Origin of the sequence: Pseudarthrobacter sp. J1763 (assembly GCF_050490295.1) — a bacterium.
Lineage (GTDB): Bacteria > Actinomycetota > Actinomycetes > Actinomycetales > Micrococcaceae > JBNPEO01.
This window is the reverse complement of sequence record NZ_JBNPEN010000011.1, coordinates 44,562-70,073: the sequence shown is the minus strand read 5'-3', so window position 1 is coordinate 70,073 and position 25,512 is coordinate 44,562. Positions and strand designations below refer to the sequence as shown.

24 protein-coding genes and 3 tRNA genes are annotated in these 25,512 nt (G+C 57.8%); 21 read left to right on the top strand and 6 right to left on the bottom strand.

What is annotated here, in order from left to right; genetic code table 11:
- Positions 1-21 precede the first annotated feature (21 nt).
- A complete protein-coding gene (metX, locus tag ACQQCD_RS11265) occupies positions 22-1,149 on the top strand; it encodes a homoserine O-acetyltransferase MetX (protein ID WP_430268475.1) in 1,128 nt (375 codons plus the stop codon).
- Between the two features lie 15 nt (positions 1,150-1,164).
- Here the strand turns inward: metX and ACQQCD_RS11260 are convergent, their stop codons facing one another.
- The gene (locus ACQQCD_RS11260; protein ID WP_430268474.1) at positions 1,165-1,569 is read right to left on the bottom strand and encodes a hypothetical protein; all 405 of its coding nucleotides are present in this window, start codon (positions 1,567-1,569) and stop codon (positions 1,165-1,167) included.
- A 110-nt stretch (positions 1,570-1,679) separates the two neighbouring features.
- Positions 1,680-2,645, bottom strand: coding sequence for an SGNH/GDSL hydrolase family protein (locus tag ACQQCD_RS11255; RefSeq protein WP_430268473.1), 966 nt, complete (start codon positions 2,643-2,645; stop codon positions 1,680-1,682).
- 14 nt (positions 2,646-2,659) lie between these two features.
- Between ACQQCD_RS11255 and ACQQCD_RS11250 the strand changes: the two genes are divergently transcribed.
- Entirely contained in the window at positions 2,660-3,313 is a 654-nt protein-coding gene (locus ACQQCD_RS11250; protein WP_430268472.1) for an alpha/beta hydrolase, read from the top strand.
- 28 nt (positions 3,314-3,341) lie between these two features.
- On the opposite strand, the gene ACQQCD_RS11245 is transcribed toward ACQQCD_RS11250, so the two are convergent.
- On the bottom strand, positions 3,342-3,572 hold the full coding sequence (locus ACQQCD_RS11245; RefSeq protein ID WP_430268494.1) for an RNA-binding S4 domain-containing protein: 231 nt from the start codon (positions 3,570-3,572) through the stop codon (positions 3,342-3,344).
- 33 nt (positions 3,573-3,605) lie between these two features.
- Between ACQQCD_RS11245 and ACQQCD_RS11240 the strand changes: the two genes are divergently transcribed.
- From ACQQCD_RS11240 to ACQQCD_RS11195, 10 genes are all read left to right on the top strand, one after another.
- Positions 3,606-4,577 (top strand): DMT family transporter, encoded by a 972-nt coding sequence (locus ACQQCD_RS11240; RefSeq protein WP_430268471.1) that lies wholly within the window; start codon positions 3,606-3,608, stop codon positions 4,575-4,577.
- The gene (locus tag ACQQCD_RS11235; protein ID WP_430268470.1) at positions 4,577-5,626 is read left to right on the top strand and encodes a lactonase family protein; all 1,050 of its coding nucleotides are present in this window, start codon (positions 4,577-4,579) and stop codon (positions 5,624-5,626) included. Before ACQQCD_RS11240 ends, ACQQCD_RS11235 begins: the two co-directional genes overlap by 1 nt.
- Positions 5,627-5,708: 82 nt before the next feature.
- On the top strand, positions 5,709-7,094 hold the full coding sequence (locus ACQQCD_RS11230; protein ID WP_430268469.1) for a glycine--tRNA ligase: 1,386 nt from the start codon (positions 5,709-5,711) through the stop codon (positions 7,092-7,094).
- 3 nt (positions 7,095-7,097) lie between these two features.
- Positions 7,098-8,132, top strand: coding sequence for a GNAT family N-acetyltransferase (locus ACQQCD_RS11225; RefSeq protein WP_430268468.1), 1,035 nt, complete (start codon positions 7,098-7,100; stop codon positions 8,130-8,132).
- Positions 8,133-8,164: 32 nt separating this feature from the next.
- The gene (locus tag ACQQCD_RS11220) at positions 8,165-9,538 is read left to right on the top strand and encodes a YibE/F family protein (protein ID WP_430268467.1); all 1,374 of its coding nucleotides are present in this window, start codon (positions 8,165-8,167) and stop codon (positions 9,536-9,538) included.
- 17 nt (positions 9,539-9,555) lie between these two features.
- Positions 9,556-10,734, top strand: a complete 1,179-nt coding sequence (gene dusB, locus ACQQCD_RS11215; RefSeq protein WP_430268466.1) for a tRNA dihydrouridine synthase DusB — start codon at positions 9,556-9,558, stop codon at positions 10,732-10,734.
- A 78-nt stretch (positions 10,735-10,812) separates the two neighbouring features.
- Positions 10,813-12,123 (top strand): deoxyguanosinetriphosphate triphosphohydrolase, encoded by a 1,311-nt coding sequence (locus ACQQCD_RS11210; protein ID WP_430268465.1) that lies wholly within the window; start codon positions 10,813-10,815, stop codon positions 12,121-12,123.
- A 70-nt stretch (positions 12,124-12,193) separates the two neighbouring features.
- Positions 12,194-14,116 carry a DNA primase gene (gene dnaG / locus ACQQCD_RS11205; protein ID WP_430268464.1) on the top strand — a complete coding sequence of 641 codons (1,923 nt, stop codon included), beginning with the start codon at positions 12,194-12,196 and terminating at the stop codon, positions 14,114-14,116.
- 74 nt (positions 14,117-14,190) lie between these two features.
- Positions 14,191-14,266 (top strand) — tRNA-Asn (locus ACQQCD_RS11200).
- A gap of 132 nt (positions 14,267-14,398) precedes the next feature.
- Positions 14,399-14,471 (top strand) — tRNA-Asn (locus ACQQCD_RS11195).
- A 135-nt stretch (positions 14,472-14,606) separates the two neighbouring features.
- On the opposite strand, the gene ACQQCD_RS11190 is transcribed toward ACQQCD_RS11195, so the two are convergent.
- Positions 14,607-14,801, bottom strand: coding sequence for a hypothetical protein (locus tag ACQQCD_RS11190; protein WP_430268463.1), 195 nt, complete (start codon positions 14,799-14,801; stop codon positions 14,607-14,609).
- 31 nt (positions 14,802-14,832) lie between these two features.
- Entirely contained in the window at positions 14,833-16,068 is a 1,236-nt protein-coding gene (locus ACQQCD_RS11185; RefSeq protein WP_430268462.1) for a multidrug effflux MFS transporter, read from the bottom strand.
- 208 nt (positions 16,069-16,276) lie between these two features.
- Between ACQQCD_RS11185 and ACQQCD_RS11180 the strand changes: the two genes are divergently transcribed.
- From ACQQCD_RS11180 to ACQQCD_RS11155, 6 genes are all read left to right on the top strand, one after another.
- Complete coding sequence (locus ACQQCD_RS11180; RefSeq protein WP_430268461.1) at positions 16,277-17,131, top strand: phage holin family protein; 855 nt, start codon at positions 16,277-16,279, stop codon at positions 17,129-17,131.
- Positions 17,132-17,222: 91 nt separating this feature from the next.
- The gene (locus tag ACQQCD_RS11175; RefSeq protein WP_430268460.1) at positions 17,223-17,900 is read left to right on the top strand and encodes a CDP-alcohol phosphatidyltransferase family protein; all 678 of its coding nucleotides are present in this window, start codon (positions 17,223-17,225) and stop codon (positions 17,898-17,900) included.
- On the top strand, positions 17,897-18,802 hold the full coding sequence (locus ACQQCD_RS11170; RefSeq protein WP_430268459.1) for a DMT family transporter: 906 nt from the start codon (positions 17,897-17,899) through the stop codon (positions 18,800-18,802). Before ACQQCD_RS11175 ends, ACQQCD_RS11170 begins: the two co-directional genes overlap by 4 nt.
- 25 nt (positions 18,803-18,827) lie before the next feature.
- Positions 18,828-20,024, top strand: coding sequence for a glycosyltransferase (locus ACQQCD_RS11165; protein WP_430268458.1), 1,197 nt, complete (start codon positions 18,828-18,830; stop codon positions 20,022-20,024).
- Positions 20,025-20,127: 103 nt separating this feature from the next.
- A tRNA-Ile gene (locus ACQQCD_RS11160) sits at positions 20,128-20,201 on the top strand.
- Between the two features lie 250 nt (positions 20,202-20,451).
- Positions 20,452-21,642 carry an acyl-CoA dehydrogenase family protein gene (locus ACQQCD_RS11155; RefSeq protein ID WP_430268457.1) on the top strand — a complete coding sequence of 397 codons (1,191 nt, stop codon included), beginning with the start codon at positions 20,452-20,454 and terminating at the stop codon, positions 21,640-21,642.
- Positions 21,643-21,710: 68 nt separating this feature from the next.
- On the opposite strand, the gene ACQQCD_RS11150 is transcribed toward ACQQCD_RS11155, so the two are convergent.
- Entirely contained in the window at positions 21,711-22,043 is a 333-nt protein-coding gene (locus ACQQCD_RS11150) for a M23 family metallopeptidase (protein ID WP_430268456.1), read from the bottom strand.
- Positions 22,044-22,752: 709 nt separating this feature from the next.
- Between ACQQCD_RS11150 and rpsB the strand changes: the two genes are divergently transcribed.
- From rpsB to pyrH, 3 genes are all read left to right on the top strand, one after another.
- Positions 22,753-23,604 carry a 30S ribosomal protein S2 gene (gene rpsB, locus ACQQCD_RS11145; RefSeq protein ID WP_430268455.1) on the top strand — a complete coding sequence of 284 codons (852 nt, stop codon included), beginning with the start codon at positions 22,753-22,755 and terminating at the stop codon, positions 23,602-23,604.
- Between the two features lie 114 nt (positions 23,605-23,718).
- Positions 23,719-24,555 carry a translation elongation factor Ts gene (gene tsf / locus ACQQCD_RS11140; RefSeq protein WP_430268454.1) on the top strand — a complete coding sequence of 279 codons (837 nt, stop codon included), beginning with the start codon at positions 23,719-23,721 and terminating at the stop codon, positions 24,553-24,555.
- Between the two features lie 114 nt (positions 24,556-24,669).
- On the top strand, positions 24,670-25,461 hold the full coding sequence (pyrH, locus tag ACQQCD_RS11135; RefSeq protein WP_430268453.1) for a UMP kinase: 792 nt from the start codon (positions 24,670-24,672) through the stop codon (positions 25,459-25,461).
- The last annotated feature ends 51 nt before the right edge of the window (positions 25,462-25,512 follow it).

Here is a 25,512-nt window from a genome sequence, read left to right as displayed (position 1 = left end):
CAAGAACGGAGGTTGCCTTCAATGACTCTTATTGCTCCGGCTCCCGAACGTACGGCTCCCTTGCCTCCCCGCGACGGCTTTGTGGCTCGGCACAGTGTTGGTGCGATTGAACTCGAAGCTGGAGGTTACCTTCCTGAGGTCACACTGGCTTACGAAACATGGGGCGCGCTCAACGCTGACGCCTCCAATGCTGTTCTGATCGAGCACGCACTGACCGGGAGCACTCATGTTGCCCGTGGTGAGAGCAACGAATCAGGTTGGTGGGATGACCTGGTTGGTCCAGGGGCGCCGGTGGACACTAACAAGTATTTTGTGGTGGCCATCAACGTCCTGGGTGGTTGTTACGGAACCACTGGGCCGTCATCGGTGGCCGATGATGGTGCTCCTTGGGGTTCTCGGTTCCCCTTTGTCACGCTGCGAGACGCAGCAGTGGTTGAAGCGCGGTTAGCCGATGCCCTCGGGATTCGCCGCTGGCATACAGTCGCTGGTGGGTCTATGGGCGGGGCACGGGCGCTGGAGTGGGCAACAAGTTTCCCGGAGCGCGTGGAGCGTTGTGTGGTTATTGCCTGCGGCGCTGCAAGCACCGCGGAGCAGATCGCCTTTGCGCAGGCGCAAACCTTGGCAATTCGTCAGGATCCAGCGTTCGACGACGGCAATTACTATGCGGGACCCGCGCCTGAAGCTGGGCTCGCTTTGGCCCGCCGAATTGCGCACATCACCTACCGTTCGGAATCCGAACTCGAGTTCCGTTTTGGCCGCAAGCCGCAAGTGAATGAGGAGCCCTTGCGCGCCGCTTGCGTAGCTGATCGAGGACGCTACCAGGTGGAAAGCTACCTTGACCACCAAGGCAACAAGCTGGTGCAGCGCTTTGATGCCAATAGCTATATTGTTCTGACCGAAGCGTTGATGAGTCACGACGTCACGCGGGGGAGGGGTACCCTCAAGGCAGCCCTGGGCGAGGTTTCGAGTGCCTTTTTTGTTGCAGCAGTGGACTCTGATCGTTTGTATTTTCCGCGTCAGTCAGCAGAGCTGGCCGAAGCCTTGCCACACAAAGTGGAGGTACACACCATCAAAGCTGAAATTGGGCACGACGGATTCTTGACGCACATTGCCCAACTATCTGAACCGTTGCGGAAGTTCTTGGCCTAAGAGCCCAAACGCGCCTTAACCTCGCATAATCTCCGCGCGCTGAGCCATGTAATCCTCCATGGCAATTTTGCCGTCACTGAATTGGGCATCCAGTTCAGCTAAGCGGCGTGCCCGGAATCCACCGGCTGATGCGGTCCCAGCCTCATTCGGTGTGCTCGCCACGGGCGGCTGGTTGTTTACCGGCTGGCCATAAGACTGTTGGCCGTACGAATCCTGGTCTGGCAGTGGGCTCATATACCCCTGGTTGTAGCTTTGCTGCGTGCCTTGCCCATTGGGGCTAGTGGGGTGTGGAGGCCGATTGGTGTTGGGGAAGCTCGGCGGCAAATTCTGCGGCCGCTGAGCGCCCTGACTCTTGCGGATGGTGCGCATCACTAAAGGCACCACCCACGAAAGAATGATGACCCAAAAAATCCAACTCACGTGGCTCCCCTTAGTGACCTGACAATATCAGTGGCTTGACAGCATCGTGTGGCCATAAATTTGGTTGAGCTTCAAGGCTACGCCAAGCTCGGAGGGCACTGTGGAAGGTCCTAGTCTGTCTCGACGGCTGGTTCTCCACAGCCCAGCGGAGCGCCGCTGCCAAACACCGGTGCAAATACCGGCCGCTTGGCTGAGATCCCGTCACCTGAAGACTGGTGCCGGAGCCTGCGGACAACCCACGGCATGAAGTGTTGGCGTGCCCACACCAAGTCGTTGGTGCGAGCGGTTCGCCAGCTCTGAGCTGGAAGTGGCTTGGGGGAAAGTGGCTCGAGGCTGTGTTCTATGTTGAGCGAATCAAGCACCATGGCAGCAATGGTGTGGTGCCCTAAGGGGGAGAAATGCAGCCGGTCTTCTGCCCACATTTGAGGGTCCGCAAGTTGGCGCAAAGACCACATGTCAGCAACAACGGCGTCGTGACGATGAGCCACGGTCCGCAAGTTCTCGTTGTAGATGGCAACTTTGCCGCGGAGCCGGCCAAGTACTGTGGAGCCGGTGTCGGGGCCGTTAAACAAAATGACCGTTGCGCCGTTCATGGTAAGGATCTGAACTGCTGAGTCGAGCTTTTCGGCCAGTACGTCCGGGTCTCCGCCAGGGCGCAGTAGATCGTTCCCGCCTGCGGAGATGGAAACTAGGTCCGGTTTAAGGGCTAATGCGGGCGCAAGCTGTTGGTCAACAATTTGCTGAAGGAGCCGGCCGCGAATAGCCAAGTTGGCGTACGCAAAGTCTTCCTGATCTCGGCTTAACTCTTCCGCCACACGGTCGGCCCACCCACGGAAACCACCGGGAACTCCAGGCTCAGGGTCGCCAATGCCTTCGGTAAAGGAATCACCCAGGGCTACGTAGCGGCTCCATGGGTGACGTACTTCGGGTTTAGTGGTGGGCGGTTGTTGGGTGTTGGCGTCAGTCACATGCTCAATCCTGCCCCTTGGACGCATGGCTACGCTACCGTAGCTTTCATTCTGGATGGTGAAAGTTAGGTCTAGAACTAGTTTCATTGAAGCTTCAAGTGTTGCCATGTAGGATGTTATGTATGACTGAGAGCCACAACTTTCCCGAAGCCACCGTCGTCTGGTCTGTCCCCGAAGAAGAGCGCTCTGGCCGCCCGCTGCTCCTGATGCTCCATGGCTACGGTGCCAATGAGGCGGACCTAGCGGGTTTGGCAGACATGCTGCCGGAAGAATTTGTGGTGGCGTCCCTCCGCGCGCCGCTCAGCGTCGGCGGCGGTTACAGTTGGTTCCCGCTCACCGCATCCATCGACTATTCCCTCGATGCAGTGAAGGCCGGAACGGACTACGTCTTCGAGTGGCTGGATCAGGTCAAGGGACAATTCAGCTCAGTGACGCTGCTTGGTTTCTCCATGGGAATGGCCATGGCAACCTCACTCTTACGTCACCGGCCCGCTGACTTTGCCGCCGTCGTCGGACTGTCTGGATTCACGGTTGAAGCGAGCGGGGACCCCTACTTTAAGGATGACGAACTCAACGGTACTGTGCCGTTGTTCTGGGGTCGGGACCAGCAAGATCCAGTGATCGGTGCTGAGCGGATCGAGAGCACCATGGCTTGGGTTCGGAAGCATGTGAAGCTGACCAAGGTGCTTTATTCAGGAATGTGGCACGGTATCAACCAACAAGAAATTGGTCACGTTGGCGAATTTTTGACGCACGAGGTTTTGACCACAAGATAGACCGCCACAAACGCGGTCAAAGCGGCACCTAAGATCGAGCGACGATTCGCACCGTGGCGCCGTTGACCGTCACAGTGTCGCCATCGTGTAATTGACGGCCACGACGGTCTTCGATCTCGCCGTTGACCTTTACCAAGCCGTTCTTGATCACCTCAGCGGCTTCGACACCATCCTCTGCGAGATTGGCAAGCTTGAGTAATTGCCCCAGACGAATCATGTCGTCACGGATTTCTACGGATTCAATCTCAGCGGAACTCATAGGATCAATCATGCCTGACGTAGGCTGGTCACGATGACTTCACGAACCCAGATACCGGTTACTTTAGGCCTGCCGCTTGCCATTGTGGCTGGCCTTGCGGTGCCCGTGCAGGGACGCATTAATGGTGCCTTGGGCCAGCGGCTTCACGATGGCTTGGCCGCAGCGGTGGTGTCCTTTACTACAGGGCTGATCGTTATGATCGTGGTTTCCCTAGTGGAACCTTCCGCGAAAGCTGGTGCAAAGCGCATCATTCCAGCGCTGAAAGCCCGCTCCTTCCCACCCCTATACGCGATGGCTGGTGCTATCGGTGGCTTTTTTGTAGTCTCGCAGTCCTTTACCGTGGGGCTGATTGGAATTGCGCTGTTTACTGTTGCAGTGGTGACCGGACAATCGCTGAGCGGATTGATCGTTGACCGGTTGGGCATTGGGCCAGCCGGGCGCAGATCCATCACCGTGATGCGTGTACTGGGCACCCTGCTGATGATCGCATCGGTGATATTTGCCGTCTCGCCTAGGTTAGGTTCCAACCACGGCGTGGGTGCGCTGGTTCTACCAATGCTTTTTGCCTTGTCCGCCGGATTTTTGATGAGCTTCCAACAGGCCATGAACGGTACGGCGACATTGCACTACGGCACTCCGCTGGCCGCAACTCTGGTGAACTTTATTGCCGGGACAGTGGTCTTGTGGATTATCTGGGGCGTCAAGGTAGCAGTGAGCGGTGTAGGCGCAGGACTGCCCTCTGAATGGTGGTACTACCTTGGTGGCCCCATGGGCTGCATCTTTATCGCGCTCAGCGCCACACTGGTACGTAGTATCGGAGTGCTGCTCACCGGACTAGGAATGATCGCTGGACAGCTCATTGGATCCCTGTTCCTTGACCTCACTTTCCCCAGCCCCGGAACCGTGATCACCCTAGCCACGGTTGCTGGCACCATATTGACTCTCATTGCCATGGTGGTGGCTACCTTGCCGTGGCCCCGGGGTGCTCTCTCCAAGAGGTTGTGATGGCAAAAACACTTTTCGTTGGCAGCTACACCGAAAATGCTCAAGGAGCGGGTGTTACATCATGGGCCGTGGACGCCGCCGGCCACCTAATTGAACAGCGCGCGGCTTCCACCGGTGTCCGGAACCCTTCCTACCTGGTGTGGCAGCAAGAGCGTTTGTTCGCCGTGGAAGAGCTCGAAGAGGGGGCTGTAGTTGAGTTAGATCCGATCACTCTCGAGGTCATCACCAGAGTCTCGAGCGGCGGCAGTTCTCCCTGTCATCTGGCGCCGTGTACCTGGAACGCCGGTGTAGAGGGCGAGTTGCCGGCGCAGGGCTTGATCGTCAGCAATTATTCCTCCGGGACGGTTGCCCTGTTGAATATCACAGAGGCTCTCACCGGCCCGCTGGATACCGTGGTGCAACACGGCGGTGGCCCGGTGCGGGATAGGCAAGAGGGCCCGCATGCTCATTCGAGCCAGCAAACACCGTGGGGGAGTGTGCTCGTGGCTGACCTGGGCCGGGATTCTATTGACGAGTACACCCTTCACAATTCGCGGCTGATCCATTCCGGGTCCATCACTTTGCCACCTGGGACGGGCCCACGGCACATGCGTCTGCTTGGAAATACGCTGCTGGTAGTGGGAGAACTGGACGCCATGATTCACGTCCTTGACCACAACGGCCTCAGTTGGCACTGGCGTGGGGCCAGCCAGCTGTTTGACGTAGAGAACCAAACGCTCGCCATGACGGATGGTCTATACCCTTCTGAGATCCTGAGCCTCCCGCATGTAAGCCGGGCGCTTGTGGCCGTTCGCGGACGCAACAGTATTGCCGTCGTCGAGGTTCCCGAAAGGCCTGTGATGCCGTTCCTAACGGCGGAGGTTTCCACGGCGGGCGACTGGCCTAGGCACATGGCGCTCGCAGGCCCCGGAGCGAGTGTGCTGTATGTGGCCAATGAACGTAGCCACAACATTGAACTGTTCGTGATGAATGAGGCCGGAGACCTCACCGTGGAGCCAGTGCAGAGCATTGCGGTGGGATCACCGAGTTGCGTGCTGCCGGTAGGCTAGATGAGTGCGTCCTTTTGGGACGCTGACAAGCAATTACACCCAGCGGACCGCACCCAGCGGCCCCGTTCACATTGGAGTTCCCATGGCAGCAAAATCCACTCTGGACCAGGTCATTTCCCTCGCTAAACGGCGCGGATTCGTCTTTCAGGCCGGTGAAATTTACGGTGGATCACGCTCCGCATGGGACTACGGCCCCTTGGGCGCTGAACTCAAAGAGAACATCAAACGCCAGTGGTGGCAGTCCATGGTCCGCGGACGCGAAGACGTTGTGGGCTTGGACTCCTCGGTAATTTTGCCCCGCCAGGTCTGGGAAGCTTCAGGCCACGTAGAGGTGTTCTCTGATCCTCTGGTTGAGTGCTTGTCTTGCCACAAGCGTTACCGGGCAGACCACCTCGAAGAAGAGTACGAGGAAAAGAAGGGCCGTCCTGCAGAAAACGGTCTCAAGGACATTGCGTGCGCTAACTGTGGAACCCGCGGTGAATGGACCGAGCCGCAAGAATTCTCCGGTTTGCTCAAAACCTACCTGGGCCCCGTTGCCAACGAAGAGGGCCTGATGTACCTGCGCCCCGAAACGGCGCAGGGCATTTTTGTGAACTTTGCCAACGTGTTGACCACTTCGCGCAAAAAGCCGCCGTTCGGTATTGGCCAGATCGGCAAGTCCTTCCGCAACGAAATCACGCCCGGAAACTTCATCTTCCGCACGCGCGAATTCGAACAGATGGAAATGGAATTCTTTGTTGAGCCTGGCACCGATGAAGAGTGGCACCAGTACTGGATGAAAGAGCGTATGTCCTGGTACACCTCCTTGGGTATCAAGCCGGAAAACCTGCGCTTTTTTGAACACCCCAAGGAAAAGCTCAGCCACTACTCCAAGGGCACCACTGACATCGAATACCGCTTCGGATTCCAGGGTTCCGAGTGGGGGGAGCTCGAGGGTGTTGCAAACCGCACCGACTTTGACCTCTCCACACACGCCAAGGCTTCCGGTACGGATCTGAGCTACTTCAACCAGGCAACCAACGAGCGTTACACGCCGTATGTGATTGAGCCTGCCGCTGGCTTGACCCGTTCCTTTATGGCGTTTTTGCTGGATGCTTACACCGAGGACGAGGCACCTAACTCCAAGGGCGGTGTAGACAAACGCACCGTGCTGAAGCTGGATCCGCGTTTGGCTCCGATCAAGGCTGCAGTGTTGCCGTTGAGCCGCAATGAAGACTTGTCTCCCAAGGCTAAGGACCTCGCCGCTCAGCTGCGCAAGACCTGGAACATCGACTTTGACGACGCCGGTGCCATTGGCCGCCGCTACCGCCGCCAGGACGAGGTGGGCACCCCGTTCTGCATCACCGTGGACTTTGAAACCCTCGAAGACCAGGCAGTGACCATCCGTGAGCGTGACACCATGAGCCAAGAGCGTGTTGCCTTGGACAAGGTGGAGGGCTACCTTGCGGCTCGGCTGATCGGCGCGTAGTTCATGGCTATTGAATACCGCCCTTGGCGCGAGAACGACGATCTTGCCCTGCTGGAACTGTGGGGCGGGCCAGAAACCGAACAAGCTCGCCAGTTCCGTTCTGCCTTGGCGCCGTCCAACACCAGCACTGAGGCTGATCAGTGGCGGGTTTGTATTGTGGCCGAGGACGTTATTGACGGCGTAGGCATCCCAGTTGCCGCCGGTGTGGTGTATCAAAGTTCGCTTCACCCCGAGCGGCTGTGGACCTACATCGAGGTAGCCAAGGACCACCGCGGAAACGGAATTGCTTCAACACTTTTGGTGATGCTGCGCCGCGAGGCGGAGCGATCGCCAAGTGGTGTGAGCAAGCTGCGTTCAAAAGTGGAACCGGGAACACCCGGTGCCGCGTTCGCAGCTTCTGCGGGCCTGAGCCCTATCCAGCGAAGCCGCCTTGTGGTGGTGGCGCCGGGCAGCCTGAAGTTGCCGGTCTTTGACAACACCCCTGAAGGCACTTCGCCCGGTGGCGAGGATGCTGGTAGCGACGTGGTGATGGATCTGGCCACAGGCTCGGTTGAACTCAGTGACGTGGTGGGCCGTTACTACACGGCCGTCCACCATTGGGATAACCCGGGCACGCTCAGCATTGGCCAGGTCCAAAAATTGTTCCTGGACGATCTCACTGGCGCTCACGGAGCAGTGGTGTTGCGGGCCAAGCCAGAATCGGCCTTTGGCACCGGTGTTGCGCCGAGCCGCAAGGGCCGAATTCGTGCCTTTGTGATCAGCTATGCAGCCCCCGTTGCCGGGGCCGACGACGGTGCTGACGCCCGCTCGGGTGCCGACTACCCGACTGACGTCTTTTTGGGCCATGAGCCGGGGCTCGAAGCCAGCGACGCAGCTGAAGCTGTGCGTGACCTGCTCTCCCTGATTGCGTACCAGCACCCCGTGGTTCTGGAACTGGACGATTCGATGACAGCCCTGACTGCCGCCGTCGAACCTCTTTTGGAAAGCGGTGGTGCACGCCTCGCTGGTGCCGAAACGCTCGTAGTGAGCGATTCCTAGGCCGCACGCGCAGCTCGGGGAATTGGATAGTTATGGGTCACAGTCATGGGCACCTTTCCGCTTCTGGAGAGGGCAAAGCTTCGGCTGTGCTCTCTCCAGAGGTGGCCACCACCCGACGGCGCGCCCGATGGATCTTGAGTTCCATCTTGGTGCCCTTGGGTCTTCTCACGGTGCTGGCGATGGTGATGTTATGGCCCAGTAATAGTCGCCAAGATTTATCGCTCAGTTCGCCTTATGCCGCCGCGCCTGGTGTGAGCTTTGATACCGGGACCATTGTTGAAGCGCAAGAATCGGGCTGTAACCCTTCAAATGCCAGTTCCCCAACAGCGGGCTCTGGGGAACAGGCCGCTGGTAGTTCGTGCCTGTGGGCCATCACTCGCCCTGATCATGGCGGCTCCAACGTCAAAGTAGCTATCAACCCGGACGTAGCTAAGTCCCACGCCGTCCAGGCCGGAGACTCCATTCGTTACCTGAACCTCAGCGGTGTTCAGGGAGCTGTTCAGGGAGACACTCAGAGTGGTGGCGAAGGCGCATCGGCCCAGTCCAGTGCTCCGCTGTACGTGTTTGTGGAGTTTGTGCGCACCGTGCCGATCACCATTTTGGCGGTTGTATATGCGGCGGTAGTGATTCTTGTGGCGCGCTGGCGGGGACTACGGGCGCTTATCGGTTTAGCTGGCGCCTATGTGGTTCTCACAGCCTTCATTTTGCCAGGTCTTGTTGAGGGCAAACCTCCGCTTTTGCTGGCCCTCGTTGGTTCCACGGTGATTATGATCGGGGTCCTCTACTTTGCCCATGGGTTCTCCGCCAGAACGTCCACGGCGCTGCTAGGAACCATGTTTGGTTTGGTGATCACCGCTTTGCTTGCCGCGTGGGCTACTGATGCAGCAAACCTGGTGGGTGTGGGCAACCACGATGCCGCAACACTAGTGAATATCTCGCCCAACATTTCCATTTCGGGGATTATCTTATGTGGGCTCATCATCTCGGGCTTGGGGGTGCTTAACGATGTCACCATCACTCAGTCTTCTGCGGTGTGGGAGTTGCACGAACTGGCCCCACACACCTCGGCACGCCAGCTGTTCTCTGCGGCGATGCGGATCGGCCGCGACCACATCGCCTCCACGGTGTACACCATCGCATTTGCCTACGCAGGGGCGGCTCTGCCTGTTTTGATGATTGTGATGCTCTACGACCGTCCGCTCGTTGAAACACTCACTAGCGCAGAACTATCCGAAGAAGTGATCCGAACCCTTGTGGGATCAATCGGGCTCGTTTTGGCCATCCCTGTCACCACCGCGATTGCGGTTCTGGTGGTCAAAGCCACTGGTCTTCGCGGCTCCAAACGGCGCAGCCCTGGGCGCCGGTCAGCGGCCGCCGGGAACACGCCGTCGTACGATTTGCCCTGATTTGAGAGAATTGTCAGGTGACTATTGCAGCAACCCCTCCCTCCCGCAAGCTTGAACTACCCCCACTCAAGCTTGGACCCATCACCGTTGACACACCCGTGGTCCTCGCGCCGATGGCCGGTATCACTAACACCGCTTTTCGCAGGCTGTGCCGCGAATACGGCGGTGGTCTTTACGTTGCAGAGATGGTGACGTCACGGGCGCTGGTTGAGCGCACCCCGGAATCCTTACGGATCATTTCGCACGACGACGACGAAGACGTCCGTTCCGTACAGCTGTACGGTGTGGACCCGGTCACCGTAGGTCAAGCAGTGCGGATGCTCGTTGAAGAGGACCGTGCGGATCATATTGATTTGAATTTTGGTTGCCCCGTTCCCAAGGTCACTCGCCGTGGTGGCGGCGCCGCTCTGCCGTGGAAGATAGATCTGTTCACCTCCATTGTTCAGACAGCCGTGCGTGAAGCCTCCGCCGGCAACGTCCCGCTGACCATCAAAATGCGCAAGGGCATCGACGACGATCACCTCACGTACTTGGAAGCCGGTCGGATCGCTCGCGACGCCGGTGTGGCAGCAGTTGCGCTTCACGGCCGTACCGCTTCGCAGTACTACTCGGGCAAAGCAGACTGGTCAGCCATTGCACGCTTGCGCGAAGCGCTCCCGGACGTTCCGGTTCTAGGAAATGGTGACATCTGGTCAGCCGAAGATGCTGAGCGAATGGTGCGCGAAACCGGTGTTGACGGTGTGGTGATTGGCCGCGGATGCCAAGGCCGCCCGTGGCTCTTTGGCGATTTGATGGCCGCATTTGAGGGTAGCGAAACCCGTCACCGTCCGGGACTGCGCGAGGTCGCAGCAAGTGTGTACCGCCACGCTGAGCTGCTGATTGACACCTTCGAGGACGAGGGCAAGGCGCTGCGCGACATTCGCAAACACATGGCCTGGTACTTCAAGGGATATGTGGTGGGCGGTGAACTGCGCGCCAAACTGGCTACAGTACCCACTCTGGAAGTATTGCGGGAACTCCTTGATCAGCTGGACTTAGATTCCCCCTACCCAGGTGTGGATGCCGAAGGCCCACGTGGTCGGGCGGGAAGCCCTAAAAAGACGTCTCTGCCCTATGGCTGGTTGGACAACCGGAGTATGGACGAGGCACAAACCCACGAGATTGCCGCTGCCGAGTTGGACGTTTCAGGCGGCTAATTTTTGTTCTTAGCCACGGCTAGTGGATGGTTGGGCACTGTGGCCGGGCGAGTTCATCACGCTGACTACACTGGAAGGGTGACTGGCACTAACGAATCTCCCCGAACCGCAGGCCATGGACCCGTTGTGGTGCCAGGCTACACGCCAGCTGATTCGGAACGTTGGGTAGCTGAACCGGGCAAAAACAACTACCGCTCTGACTTTGAACGGGACCGCGCCCGGGTGCTGCATTCATCAGCCCTGCGACGTCTCGGCGCCAAAACTCAGGTGGTGGCCCCGGACACTGATGACTTTGTCCGCACCCGGCTCACTCACAGTTTGGAAGTGGCTCAGGTAGGCCGCGAATTGGGCCGCGCATTGGGCTGTGACCCTGACGTGGTGGACACAGCGTGCCTCGCTCACGATCTGGGCCACCCGCCCTTTGGCCACAACGGTGAGTCAGCGCTTAATGATGCTGCGCACGCAATTGGTGGTTTTGAAGGAAACGCGCAGACGCTGCGCCTATTGACCCGGCTCGAACCCAAAGTTCTGGCCGTGGACGGCAGCCCTGCTGGATTGAACCTGACCCGCGCGAGTCTGGATGCCTCATGCAAGTATCCGTGGGCCGTTGCCGACGCACCGATGATCGACGGACGGCGGACCGGTAAGTTCGGCGCCTATGTTGATGACTTGCCCATCTTCGAATGGTTGCGCGAAGGCGCCCCTGCTGGCCAATCATGTGTTGAAGCACAAGTGATGGATTTGGCCGATGACATCTCATACTCAGTCCATGACGTGGAAGACGCCATTGTGGCCGGACATTTCCAACTCGGGTGGATGAATAACCCGGATCACCGTGCTCGTGTGGTGGGCTACACCCGCCAGTGGTACCTACCCCACGCTGAACCTGCCGCAGTTGATGCAGCGTTAGCGCGTCTGGAAGCTGGTAAACCGTGGGTCCGTGAAGCCGACGGCAGCCGAAAGTCCATGGCGGCGCTCAAGGACATGACCAGCCAGCTCATTGGCCGGTTCTGTCAGAGCGCGCTTGCAGCAACCCGAGCGGTTTACGGCCCGGAGAACCTGACCCGATACTCCGCACAGCTGATTGTTCCGGAAGAAACAGTCACTGAAATCGCAGTGATGAAGGGGCTGGCCACCACCTTTGTGATGACCACTGACCACCGGCAACCCATCTACGAACGCCAGCGCGAAGTGCTTCACGCGCTTGTCACGGCACTCAACGCCACCGGCGACCGTCACCTTGAACCGATGTTCGCCGCTGACTGGAGAGCCGCCGCTGATGATGCGGCCCGCTTGCGAGTAGTCATAGACCAAGTAGCCTCACTGACCGATGGTTCCGCATTGGCCATGTATGAGCGCCTGGTGGGGAGCCTGCCGTCACTGTGGTGATCGTTGTACAACACTGCCGTTTTGCGAATACAGTACGGGGCTCAAAGAGCTCCGAGATGAGGATGAGACTGTGGCTGGCCTAATCAAACGAGAAGACATTGATGAGGTCCGTCAACGCACCGATATCAAAGAGGTTGTTGACGGTTACGTCACCCTCAAGGGCGCCGGAATTGGGTCCTACAAAGGCTTGTGTCCCTTCCATGATGAGCGCTCGCCGTCGTTCCATATCCGCCCGCAAGTGGGTACGTATCACTGTTTTGGTTGTGGGGAGAGCGGCGACGTAATCTCTTTTGTTCAGAAGATGGACCACACCTCGTTCAGCGAGACGGTAGAAAAGCTTGCGGCCAGGATTGGCTTTGAACTCCACTACGAGGACGGCGGAAGTGGCCCGCGCCGGGAAGACGTGGGCAAGCGCCAGCGACTGCTCGACGCGCACAAAATCGCTGCAGAATTCTTCCGGGATCAATTGCTGACCGTAGAAGGTGCAGAGGGGCGCAAATTCCTCCAGGGCCGTGGTTTCTCGCGTGAGGCCGCGGATCAGTTTGGGGTGGGGTATGCGCCACAGGGCTGGGACGGGCTGCTCAAACACCTCCGCGGCCGGGGATTTACGGACGCTGAATTGAAGCTTACGGGGATGTTCTCCACGGGCGGGAACAGCAGCCAGGAACGACTTTATGACCGCTTCCGTGGACGGCTTATGTGGCCAATCCGGGACATCGCAGGGGACACCATCGGATTCGGTGCCCGCAAACTTTACGAAACTGACCAAGGCCCCAAGTACCTCAACACCCCGGAGACCTCTCTCTACAAAAAATCCCAGGTTTTGTACGGGATCGACCTCGCAAAACGCTCCATTTCCAAGGAACGCCAACTTGTGGTGGTGGAAGGTTATACGGATGTAATGGCCTGTCATTTGGCCGGTGTGCAGACTGCGGTGGCCACGTGCGGTACCGCCTTTGGCGCTGACCACATCAAGGTGGCCCGGCGCTTATTGTCCGACGACGGCACTGGCGGTGAAGTGATCTTCACCTTTGACGGGGACGCCGCCGGCCAAAAAGCAGCCTTACGGGCCTTCGAAGAAGACCAACGTTTTGTGGCTCAAACTTATGTTGCCGTTGAACCAACAGGGGCTGATCCTTGCGATCTGCGCCAACAACGTGGGGATGCTGCTGTCCGTGAGCTGATTGCGAGCCGCCGGCCTCTGTTTGAGTTTGCCATTCGAGTCTCACTGAAGCGTCATGACCTCAACACGGTTGAAGGGCGCGTAGCCGCCTTGCGGGAAGCTGCACCAGTTCTTGCGCAGATTCGTGACGCTGCCATCCGGCCCGGCTATGTGCGGGAGCTCGCAGGTTGGCTGGGAATGCCCGTGGAGGACGTCAGCCGTGCCGTGGGCGGTGCAGCCAAACGTGGCGCCGCTTCTGGCCAGAGCGTGCCTCGGTCAAGCGGTTCTCTGTCAAGTGGTTCTGCGTCAAGTGGTTCTGACGGGGCAGATATAGTCTCTGGCGGTCTGGGTGTGGCGCGTCCAGACCCTCGGGATCCAGTCGCCGCTATGGAACGGCAGGCTCTTGAAGTGGCGTTGCAACAACCGGCTGTGCTGGATGAGAGCTCGTGGGAGATGTTTTCTCAGGCACGATTCTCTGCCCCGGCATACTTGGCTGTGCACGAAGCCATCCGTGCGGTGGGAATCGGCCGAGCTGTAGATCCTGTGGCGTGGGTGGAAGCCGTGCGCCAAGAGGTGCCTGAACCGTTGCGTGCCTTGGTTTCGGAGCTGGCTGTGGCCCTCATCCCGGCCAGTAGTGAGCAAGCACTGACCAAGTATTGCCAAGACATTTTGGCAAGATTATTTGAACTGCAGATCACACGGGTCAAAGCAGAGAAAATGGGGGAGTTGCAGCGATTGGACTCTACAAGCGATCCCGCTAAGTTCCAGCAGCTCAACCGTGAGTTGATGGAACTGGAGATGCGTCGCCGAGCGTTGCGGGCTGATAACTAGCAGCTATCAGGAGGCAGGGCTATGGTCGATTTAGTATCTGGGGCCGAAACTTGCTAAGCTTGTACACGCTTCATTCCTCCTTAGCTCAATTGGCAGAGCATTCGACTGTTAATCGAAGGGTTGCTGGTTCAAGTCCAGCAGGAGGAGCCATTGATCCCCGTTTCGGATTCCGAAACGGGGATTTTTTGTGCCCTAGAGCACCTTTAGGAAGCGCGAAGGTGGCCCCAACGCGGCCGATTTCGCATCCGAGCGAAACCTTTGCTAATGTCGTAGTCGCTTCATTCCTCCTTAGCTCAATTGGCAGAGCATTCGACTGTTAATCGAAGGGTTGCTGGTTCAAGTCCAGCAGGAGGAGCGTTGGCCGTAGATGCCAAACAAAAAGCCCGCAGCAGTTCAAACTGCTGCGGGCTTTTGTTTTGCCTCGTGAACCCCTGAAGCCTGAGAGGGTTATAGAGGACCGTTGAAGAGCCTCAGTACCTCATTGAGGAGCTCAGCGCTTCCACGGGCCGGGATTGACGCGGTACAAGGCAGCGGCTCCGATGAGAGCGCCGAAGATGATTCCCAACGCACCCGCTCCGATGTACCTGCCAATGAAGTATCCGGCGATCGCGCCGGCAACAGCGCCCACAAAGAGTCCGCGGCCGTTGCGGTGAGGTTTTTTGCTGGGTCTGTTTTTGTTTTCCATAAGGCTCTCGGATCGCTAGTGGATGGAAGCTCTAGTGGATGGAAGGTACGGTCCGAGGCCGGACCACCAGCCAGAAGGCTGCGATGGCCACGCCCAGACACGCAGCTTGAACAAATCCCATCGGGGCAGCCGAATTGGTGCCCAGGAGTCCCACAACGGGGGAGATGACTCCAGCCATCAGAAAGGTGCTGGCGCCCAGCAATGAGGCTGCTGTTCCGGCTCGCGCACCGTGGTTGGCCAAGGCCAGAACTTGAATACAGGGAAAGGTGAATCCTGTGCACAGGATGTAGAACCACAGGGGGATCATCACTCCCCACAGTCCGGCACCGAGCAAGGCGAGGAACGCGATCAGTAGGCTCATCAACAGCATGCCGGCGGTGGAGAAGGCCATAATCCACTGGGGTGGTACTCGCTTGATCAGCCGCGAACTGGTCTGCACACCAATCACGATTCCAATTGAGTTGATGCCAAATAGCAGACCATACTGTTGCGGGCTAAATTCGAAGACACCTTGGAACAAAAATGGTGAAGCGGCTAGATAGGTGAACAGGCCGGCGAAGTTCATTCCACCTACGATCAGCAGCCCCACAAATATCCGGTCTTTAAACAGTGCCGCGTAGCGTTGCATCGCTGACTCGCCGTGCAAGCCGCGCTTCTCGGCTGGGAGTGTTTCAACCACTAGGAAAATCGCGGCAACCATCACGACGGCGGCGTACCCGGCCAGGACGTAGAAGATCCCTGGCCAGGTCATTACCAAAAGAAGTTGCGAGCCGATCACCGGGGCCAGAATGGGCGCCAAACCGTTCACGAGCGCCATGCGGGAAAACATCCGCACCATGGCGTAGCCGGAGAACAAGTCTCGGACCATGGCCATGGCCACCACGCCGCCACCGGCAGCGCCGATGCCCATCAGTACTCGGAAAATGCCAAGCATGGTGATATCGGTGGAGAGCGCAGCTCCAAGGGACGCCAAAATGTGCAACCCTGTCGCCATGATCAGCGGTCCTCGGCGCCCCACTTTGTCGCTGAAGGGGCCAACAATTAGCTGTCCTAAAGCGAAGCCCACAGTGGTACCAGTCAGCGTTAGTTGTACTTGCGCGGCCGTAACGCCCAGATCGCTCTCGAGCGCCGGGAATGCAGGCAGATATAGATCAATGGTGAAGGGCCCTAAAGCAGTCAAGGCACCTAGTAGGAGGATATAGAGGAGTTTTTGTCTTCGGCTGAGCGCGTCGCCGGGTTGCGTAGTGGGGTTCACCGTGGAAGTCACAGATCAATCCTAGTTGCGAGCATTGGTATTTATTCAGGCCGCCGGACAGTCTTCAATTTCCGTTGACAAGAAGCCAAAGGCTACTCAATGGTAATTTTGTTCAGTGGTGGGATCGGTTGTGCCCAAAAGGGTGACTGATTCTGCGCCGGGCAGCCAAATCCCTTGGTTGCTTTGAAATGAAGAGCGAAGCCAAAGCGAGGCGATACAAATGAGTGCCCGTCACAGCAGCAACTCCGCGCAGGGAATCCGTATATCGGCGATCCCGCAGGTTGTCCGGTCTGTAGTTCAGTTGGCTCCACGCCAACTGGGTGACGAGATTGAACTGGCTAAGACTGAACTCAAGGGTAAAGGCAAAAAGCTGGGATCGGCCGGGGTATTCATCGGCGTGGCTCTGGTTTTTGCGTGCCTGTTAGTGATCGCTTTGGTAGTGGCCGCAATTCTTGGCCTCGCTACCATCATGCCCCCGTGGTTGGCTGCACTCATCGTTGCGGCGGCATTCATTGTGATTGCCGGCATTGGGGCACTTGTTGGTGTCAGTAAATTCAAGCGCATCCTTCCTCTTGTCCCACAAAATGCCATCCGTGGACTCAAGCATGACCTAGGGATTGCCAAAGAAGGCTCGCAGTTTGATGCAGCGATCTTGGACCCGGAGTCTGAGCAGGCTAAAGCGGCTAAGAAGGCCAGCGAAGAAGCTAAGGCCAAAGCTAAAGAAGAGAAAGCTGCTGCAAAAGAAGCTGCCCACCCTGGCGAAGCAGACCAACCGCACGCTTCCCAGCGTGAACTGATGAATCGCCTGGACCTGCGCCGTAAACACCTCACTGCGCTGCGTGATGACTTGAATCGTCAGATGGACCCCAAGGCCCAGGTGCGTCATTTTGTAGCCAACGCTAAAGAGCGTGTTAATGGTGCCCGCGCTTCCGCCCGGGAGCAGTTTTCACGTCTAGTAGACGCCGTTCCAGAATCGGAACAGGAAAAACTGCGCGCGCGTTGGAAGCCCATAGCTGTGGCAATCGCGGCAAGTGCCGCCGTCGTTGTTTTGCTGCGAAAGCTAAATCAACGCTAATCCCAAACGCTATCCACAGTGCGGAAGTGCTGAGTGTTATCAACGGGAACTAAACACGAACACCACGGTGGAACTCTTGGAGAGGGGGAGCATGCGGTTTATTGGTGCTGGTACACGTCCTGGCGTGGAGCAAGTAGACCATAACCGTGTGCTCACTGTCCCCAACCTCCTGACGGTTCTGCGCTTTTTAGGTGTTCCGTTATTTGTCTGGCTGGTTCTTGGGCAAAAAGAATATGGGTTGGCTGTTTGGGTACTGGCCATTATGGGGAGCACTGATTGGATCGACGGGTACGTAGCCCGGCGCTTTGACCAGACCTCCAAGCTGGGACGAATCCTAGACCCGGCGGCTGATCGCTTAGCCCTGATTTCTGTGGCCGTGACCTTGGTGCTGGCCGGTGTTGTGCAGTGGTGGTATTTGGCTGCTTTGTTGGTCCCGGACGTTATTTTGGCGTCAGCCTCATTCCTGTATTTCCGGAACCATCCGGACCTGCCAGTCAGCGTGATTGGCAAAGTGCGGACCGCTTTATTGCTGTTGGGAACGCCGCTGCTGGTGCTTTCGAAGCTCCCGATTCCCGGGTCCACGGTTTACTTTGTGGTGGCGTGGATTCTTCTCGCCTTGGGGTTGCTGGGTCACTGGATTGCTGCGGTTAATTACTTTCGCGCAATTGTTGCCAAGGGACGGCCGGTTCGTGCGGCTCGTACTGCTGGAGGCCACGGAGGCCAAATCACTGGTAGTCAAACCACTAACGACGGCGGTGCCGCCCAATGATGTGGGTCGCGGTCCTTTTGGCGATCATAGGCGCATTCTGTCTGGCGATCGGCGCTCAACGCCAGGGCAGCGCCGTCAAGGCGGATACCGGCGGGCTCTCTCTGGGATCGGCCGGGTTCCTTCGTCTCCTCCGGAACCCGCGATGGCTTTTTGGGCTGCTGTTGTTGGGTCTGGGAACTGCGATGAATGCAATTGCCCTCGTTTCGGCACCATTGACGGTTATCCAGCCGATTGGCGCTATTGCGCTGGTGATCACCACGGTGGTCAACGCAAAGGACCAAGGAATTAAGCTCAACCGAGCAACCGTGGTGGCGATTTCTTCTTGCGTCGCGGGGTCGGCGTTTTTTGTCCTGCTCGCTGTGAATGCCACTGAAGAAAATCATCATGTGGCACCGAACGAAGAACTGACCATTGTGCTGTTACTGGCCCTAGCAGTGGGTGTGTTCGGTTCCCTGGCCCTGATGTTCAAACACCGGATGAGCGCCTTTGTGTACATCCTTGGGGCAGGTGTTCTCTTCGGTTTTGTGGCAGTGTTGACCCGCATCATTGGCAAGCACTTGCTTGATCCCAATGGCCAGTTTTTGCTCAACGTTCCGATCTATTCCTTGGTTGCCATTGCCGCGGCCGGAGCGCTGGGCTCGTGGTTTGTTCAGAGCGCCTACTCGGGTGGACCACCGGATCTGGTGATCGCTGGCTTGACCGTGATTGACCCCATTGTTGGTATTGCACTTGGCATCACCATCTTGGGAGAGCTTCGTCCCGATGTCCACGCCGTGCTGGCGATTGCCATGGCTGGGGCCGCTTCCCTTGCTATCGTGGGAGTGATCGCCCTTTCCCGTCACCACCCAGAGGTGACCAAGCGCAAGAAAGATGCCAAGAAGGCTGCTGCGAAGGCGGCTTAAGGCACCAACTACAGGAGTTATCCACGTGACGCTGCCCGACAACCAGAAGCCACTTACGATTCTGATTGCCGCGGAAACTTATCCTCCGCATCTGAACGGCGCCGCCCAGTTCGGCTACCGCTTGGCAAAAGGAATGACCGCCCGCGGGCATAACGTTCATGTTCTGGCTTGTAGCTACAAAGCAGGCAAGAGCTTTACCGAGTTCCGTGAGGAAGGCACCGTCCATCGGCTCCACTCCCACGGTGTTTTCACTCACGAGTACTTCCGCATCTGCCTCCCTTGGGAAATCAAGAAGGAAATCTCCTTGCTGTTCGACCGCGTCCAGCCAGATGTGGTGCACGTACAGAGCCACTACATGGTGGGCGAACACGTCCTTTACGAGGCAGTGAAGCGCGGTATCCGGGTGGTGGCAACGAACCACTTTATGCCGGAGAACCTGAACCCCTTCTTGCCGTTCCCGCAGTGGTTCAAGGACATTGTGGGCAAGGTTTCGTGGAAGGACATGGGCAAGGTGATGGGCAAGGCCGACGTGGTCACCACCCCCACACCGTTGGCTGCAAAGGCCATGCACCAGCACGCGTTTTTGCGTGAAGTGTTGCCGTTGTCCAACGGTATTGACTCGGCCGCCTACGAGCTGGCTCCGGGCGAAGTGATTGAGCCGCATGAGTTCCCCACGGTGCTCTTTGCAGGCCGGTTGGCCGAGGAGAAGCACATTGACGTATTAATTAAGGCCGTGGCTAAAACCCCGCCAGCGCTGAACGTGCACCTTGAAATTGTTGGCGGCGGAGAGCAACGTCCGGCACTCGAGGCCCTCGTAGCCGAGCTGGGCCTTCAAGACCGCGTTCGGTTCCTGGGCTTGGCCAGCGACGAAGATCTCCGCGAGGCATACATCAAGGCCGACCTGTTCTGCATGCCGGGTACGGCAGAACTGCAGTCCTTGGTGACCTTGGAGGCGATGTCGGCCTCAACCCCGGTGGTGCTGGCCAACGCCATGGCGTTGCCGCACTTGGCGAACGACGGCGTTAACGGTTACCTTTTCACCCCCGGCGACTCGGATGACTTGGCCTCGAAGATCACTAAGGTCTTCGAGCAGTCAGATGAAGACATCAAAGCCATGGGTGCTGCCAGCCGCAAGATGGTGGAGCCGCACAGCATCGAAGGCACGCTGCAAACCTTCGAGGATCTGTACCGCGGAGCAACCTTCAGAGACAAACAAGTCTGAGGTCACAGCCTGAGCCTTTGCTCGTGAGCGCTGCTGGTTTCACAAGCACAGTGTGGTTCGGGCTAGACTATCGGGAGTGTTTTGCCGCCTCTGGCGGCCACTTGGGGCCATAGCTCAGCTGGTTAGAGCGCGGGACTCATAATCCTAAGGTCCTCGGTTCAAGTCCGAGTGGCCCTACAACATAGGAACCCCCTCGAATCTCTGGATTCGAGGGGGTTCCTATGTTTAACGCTGGCCGCATACTTTACTTTTGCCTGCCCGCTTGATGGTGCGCTTGCCGAAACATGGGAGTGGAACATTAGACGGGGTGCTGAGAGTAGCGGCGTCGATCCTCATTGAAGGAAGAGGGAAATTGGAGTAGGTTACTGATCAGTAACATCGCGTGTTTTTAGCGCAACCTTTTGACAGCCCCAATGGAGGAGCTCCCATGGCCAAAGCAGAGATCGACATCAACAACCTCCCGTATGCTGACGGCGACTTCTACGGATTTGAGCAGTTGCTCACGGACAAGGAACGGAACCGCTTGGCCGAAGTGCGCGAATTCCTGAACAAGGAAATCAAGCCCATCGCTGTGGACTGCTGGAACCGAGGAGAATTCCCTCACGAGATCATCCCTAAAATCGCTGAGATGGATCTGATGAGCCCGGTTCGTCGTCAGGGATACTCAAACGTCTTCGCCGGTATGGTGCACGCAGAGTTCACCCGTGCAGACGCATCCCTTGCCACCTTTATGGGCGTTCACGACGGCCTGTTCACTGGTTCCATCGAAGCCCTCGCGTCCAAGGAACAGCAAGAGGAGTGGCTGCCTGATATCTACGCGTTGAAGAAGATCGGCGCCTTTGGTCTCACAGAACCTCTCGGTGGATCGGACGTCGCAGGTGGAACACGTACCACCGCCACACGCGAAGGCGACAACTGGATCCTCAACGGTGCCAAGCGCTGGATTGGCAACGCCACGTTCTCCGATTGGGTTGTTATCTACGCTCGCGATGTCGCTGACAACCAGGTCAAGGCGTTCCTCGTTGATACCAAACTTCCCGGCTACAAAGCCACCAAGATCGAAAACAAGATCTCCCTGCGCACTGTCCAGAACGCCGATATCGTCCTTGATAACGTTGTGGTCCCGGATAGCTTTAAGCTGGCTGGCGGCAACAGCTTCCGCGACACCAACAAGGTCCTCAAAGTCACTCGTCTGGCTGTCGCTTGGCAGGCCGTTGGCCTTCAAATGGCGGCGTTCGACGTCGCACGTCGCTACGCCGTTGAACGTGAGCAATTTGGCCGCCCACTCGCATCCTTCCAGCTGGTTCAGGATCAGCTGGTCAAGATTCTGGGCAACACCGTCAGCTCCACCGGAATGATGGTTCGCCTAGCTCAACTCGAAGATGCGGGCCAAGCCAAAGACGAGCAGTCCGCTCTGGCTAAGGCCTTCACCACGGCACGTATGCGCGAAAGCGTTGCCATGGGCCGCAGCCTCCTGGGTGGCAACGGCATAGTCACCGACTACGAGATGGCCAAGATCTTCGCCGACGCAGAGGCCGTCTACTCCTACGAGGGCACCTACGAGATCAACACCCTCGTAACAGGGCGCGCCATCACCGGCGTATCCGCCATTGTTTAAGAGATTCGCCTAAAGGTTTAGCGAGAGCGTCCTAACTCTTCAGCGCCTCTTGGTGTTGTGGCCCGGGCTTAGCCCAAGGGCAGCAACACTGAGGGGCGCTGATCCACAATAAAAGACATGGGGTCCTGATAAACGTCGTCTTGGCGTACACCCCAATGAACGCACAGAGTCAGAGCGCAATGCCCTGTATTTACCGTGCCGATCAGCTGCCCTTTTGAAACGGCTGAACCCACGGCAAGGCTGCTCTCCACCGGTTCAAAGCTACTGCGCAAGCCGCCCCCGTGATCAATGGTGATGACCGGGCGGTCCACCACCGTCCCACGGAAAGTCACAACGCCAGCCTCAGGGGCGTAAACGGAATCTTGCTCTGCCCGCAGATCAACACCGCGATGTCCGGCCATCCACGGTTTGGGGGGTGGATCGAAGGCGCGTAGGACTTTGCTCTGCGGCTTCGCCGGCGCTGGCCGCAAAGGGAACTCCCAATGCCCCCGGGCAGCAGTAGGGCCACCAGCCGTAGGACTATCACGACTAGGACTAAGCGCAATCGCCGTCGTTCTCTGATTCTCAACATTTATATGTTCCGAACTTGGGGCTGCACTGGCGGCCGGGGACGCCAAGAGAACAAGACTCAGAACAGTGGTGACTAACTGCTTCATCTCTCCACTGTGGGCTTTTGATGTCCGTTGTGGGGAAGCGGGAAAGGCTATGTGGATAACTTCGCCAAATTGGCCACTTGTTGAGCAATGGTTCCGCACTGAGAAGGCTAGAAAGCCAATAATTTTAGCGTCAGGAGACCTCGTGCCCCTGTAGTACAATTGTGAGTGCAGTTTGCCATGCCTTGAAGCATCCAAAAACTCCCCGGAATTTTCTCTGGGGTTTTGTGTGCCCAGAGGCAGTCAGGCTGACTACGCGTATCCGTGCTTTTCCTCCGGCTAATCCTAGAGGCAGGGAATCGTTGAGCTTGCGGTCTGAGGAAACTTGGATGAGCGCAACGATGGATACCAGGAACGTTTCCCGCCGTGGGAAGCGTTGAATAACCGTCAACTATGGCAGGGTAAGAGGTCCTCGAAGGCCTCTCATGATTCATGACCTGCCGGAAGGAGCGTCGGCATGCCCGTCGTAACTATGCGCCAGCTGCTTGACAGCGGCGTACACTTTGGACACCAGACCCGTCGTTGGAACCCGAAGATGAAGCGATTCATCTTCACGGAGCGCAACGGCATCTACATCATCGACTTGCAGCAGTCGCTGTCCTACATCGACCGCGCTTACGAGTTCGTTAAGGCCACTGTTGCCCACGGCGGAACCGTATTGTTCGTTGGTACCAAGAAGCAGGCTCAGGAAGCAATTGCTGAGCAGGCAACTCGCGTTGGCCAGCCGTACGTGAACCAGCGTTGGCTCGGCGGTATGCTGACCAACTTCCAGACCGTTTCCAAGCGCATCCAGCGTATGAAGGAACTCGAAGAGATCAACTTCGACGACGTTGCTTCTTCGGGTCACACCAAGAAGGAGCTCTTGCTCCTCAAGCGTGAACTCACCAAGCTTGAGACCAACCTCGGCGGTATCCGCAACTTGACCAAGGCTCCGTCCTTGCTCTGGGTTGTAGACACCAAGAAGGAACACCTCGCTGTTGACGAAGCCAAGAAGCTGAACATCCCCGTTGTTGCCATCTTGGACACCAACTGCGATCCCGACGAAGTTGATTTCCCGATCCCGGGTAACGACGACGCCATCCGCTCCGTGAACTTGTTGACCCGCGTTGTTGCCGATGCTGTTGCCGAGGGTTTGATTGCTCGCAACAACCGCGCAACCGGTAACACCGAGACTGCAGAAGAGCCCCTCGCTGAGTGGGAGCGCGAGCTCCTCGAAGGTAAGGCTGAAGAAGCAAAGGCTGAAGAAGCCCCCGCTGCTGACGCTGCTGCCGAGGCTCCTGCCGCTGACGCTGCTGAAGCTGACAAGTAAATCTCGATTTTCCCGCACTTCGGTGTGGGTCGACTAACAGGGTGGCTGCTCGGTTCCCGGGCTGCCGCCCTGTTAGTGGCGTAAACCACCAAATCTCTAGACACAGGAGTTCCCATGGCGAACTACACTGCTGCTGACATCAAGGCCCTGCGCGAGCGCACGGGTGCCGGAATGATGGACGTCAAGAAGGCTCTTGACGAGGCAAATGGCGATGCTGAAAAGGCAATCGAACTCATCCGCATCAAGGGTCTGAAGGGCGCTACCAAGCGCGAAGGCCGCTCCACCGCTGAAGGCCTCGTTGCCGCAAAGGTAGTGGGCAACGTTGGTGTGATGGTTGAAGTTAACTGCGAGACCGACTTCGTTGCGAAGTCTGACAAGTTCATCGCCGTTGCAAACACCGTTCTCACCACCGCCATCGAGTCTGGCGCTGCTGACCTGGAAACCCTTTTGGCCACCGAGGTTGACGGCAAGCCGTTGTCCGAACTGGTTATCGAAGAGGGCGCAATCTTGGGCGAGAAGGTTGTTGTTCGCCGTCTTGCACGCGTTGAAGGCGCAATCGTTGACGCTTACCTGCACAAGACTTCCAAGGACCTTCCGGCCCAGGTTGGCGTTTTGTTCGCAGTTGAAGGCGAAGGCGAAGCTGCTGCGGCCGTGGCCCACGATGTTGCTGTTCACGTTGCAGCAATGGCTCCGAACTACTTGACCCGCGAGGACGTTCCTGCCGAATTGGTAGAGTCCGAGCGCCGTATTGCCGAAGAGACCGCAAAGGCCGAAGGCAAGCCGGAAGCTGCAATGTCCAAGATTGTTGAAGGCCGCGTGACGGGCTTCTACAAGGGCGAAGTTTTGGTTGACCAGGCATTTGCCAAGGACGCCAAAAAGACTGTTGCAAAGGTCCTTGAAGAGGCAGGTGTTACAGCTAAGGCTGTTGCCCGCTTCCGCGTAGGCGCCTAGTAAGTCTTCGAAAGGGGTGGTCACTTCGGTGGCCGCCCCTTTTGCATGCGCTGATGCGCGCGCAATAGCAAGTCCGCGATACCCTAGCCAAGAGTTCATCAATGGGAAGGCACCATGGAATCCGTTCAGAACACCGCAAACGTCACAACAACTGACGACGCCGAAACTTCAGTTTCGCAGCCGAGCTCCACGGATGCCGCGCCTGCGCGCCGTCGTGTTTTGCTTAAGCTTTCCGGCGAAGTATTCGGCGGCGGCAAACTAGGTGTTGACCCGGACACGGTTCGTGGAATCGCCCGCCAGATCGCTGACGCAGTGAAAACTGTTGAAGTGGCGATTGTGGTTGGTGGCGGTAACTTCTTCCGCGGTGCCGAACTTTCGCAGAGTGGTATGGACCGTTCTCGTGCTGACTACATGGGTATGCTCGGGACTGTTATGAACTGCCTAGCTCTCCAGGACTTCTTGGAGCAAGCCGGTGTTGAAACTCGAGTTCAGAGTGCCATCACCATGGGTCAGGTCGCTGAGGCTTACATCCCGCGCCGGGCCATTCGCCACATGGAAAAAGGCCGTGTAGTGATCTTTGGTGCTGGGGCAGGTTTGCCGTATTTCTCCACGGACACCGTCGCTGCACAGCGCGCACTTGAAGTCCACGCCGATGAGGTTTTGATGGCCAAGAGCGGCGTTGACGGCGTTTACACCGCCGATCCTAAAAAGGATCCCACCGCGCAGAAGCTCGAGGAGCTCAGCTACGACGACGCACTTCGTCAGGATATTCGCGTGATGGACCAGACGGCCATGACCATGTGCAAGGACAACAAATTGAACATGGTGGTCTTTGGTATGGAAGGCGAAGGAAACGTCACTCGAGCCATCTTGGGTGGCAAGCTGGGCACCAAGGTTCACCCCTAGCTCCGGCTAGGATAGTTGCAGGACCATCCCGCCCTGGCGGACTGAACACCA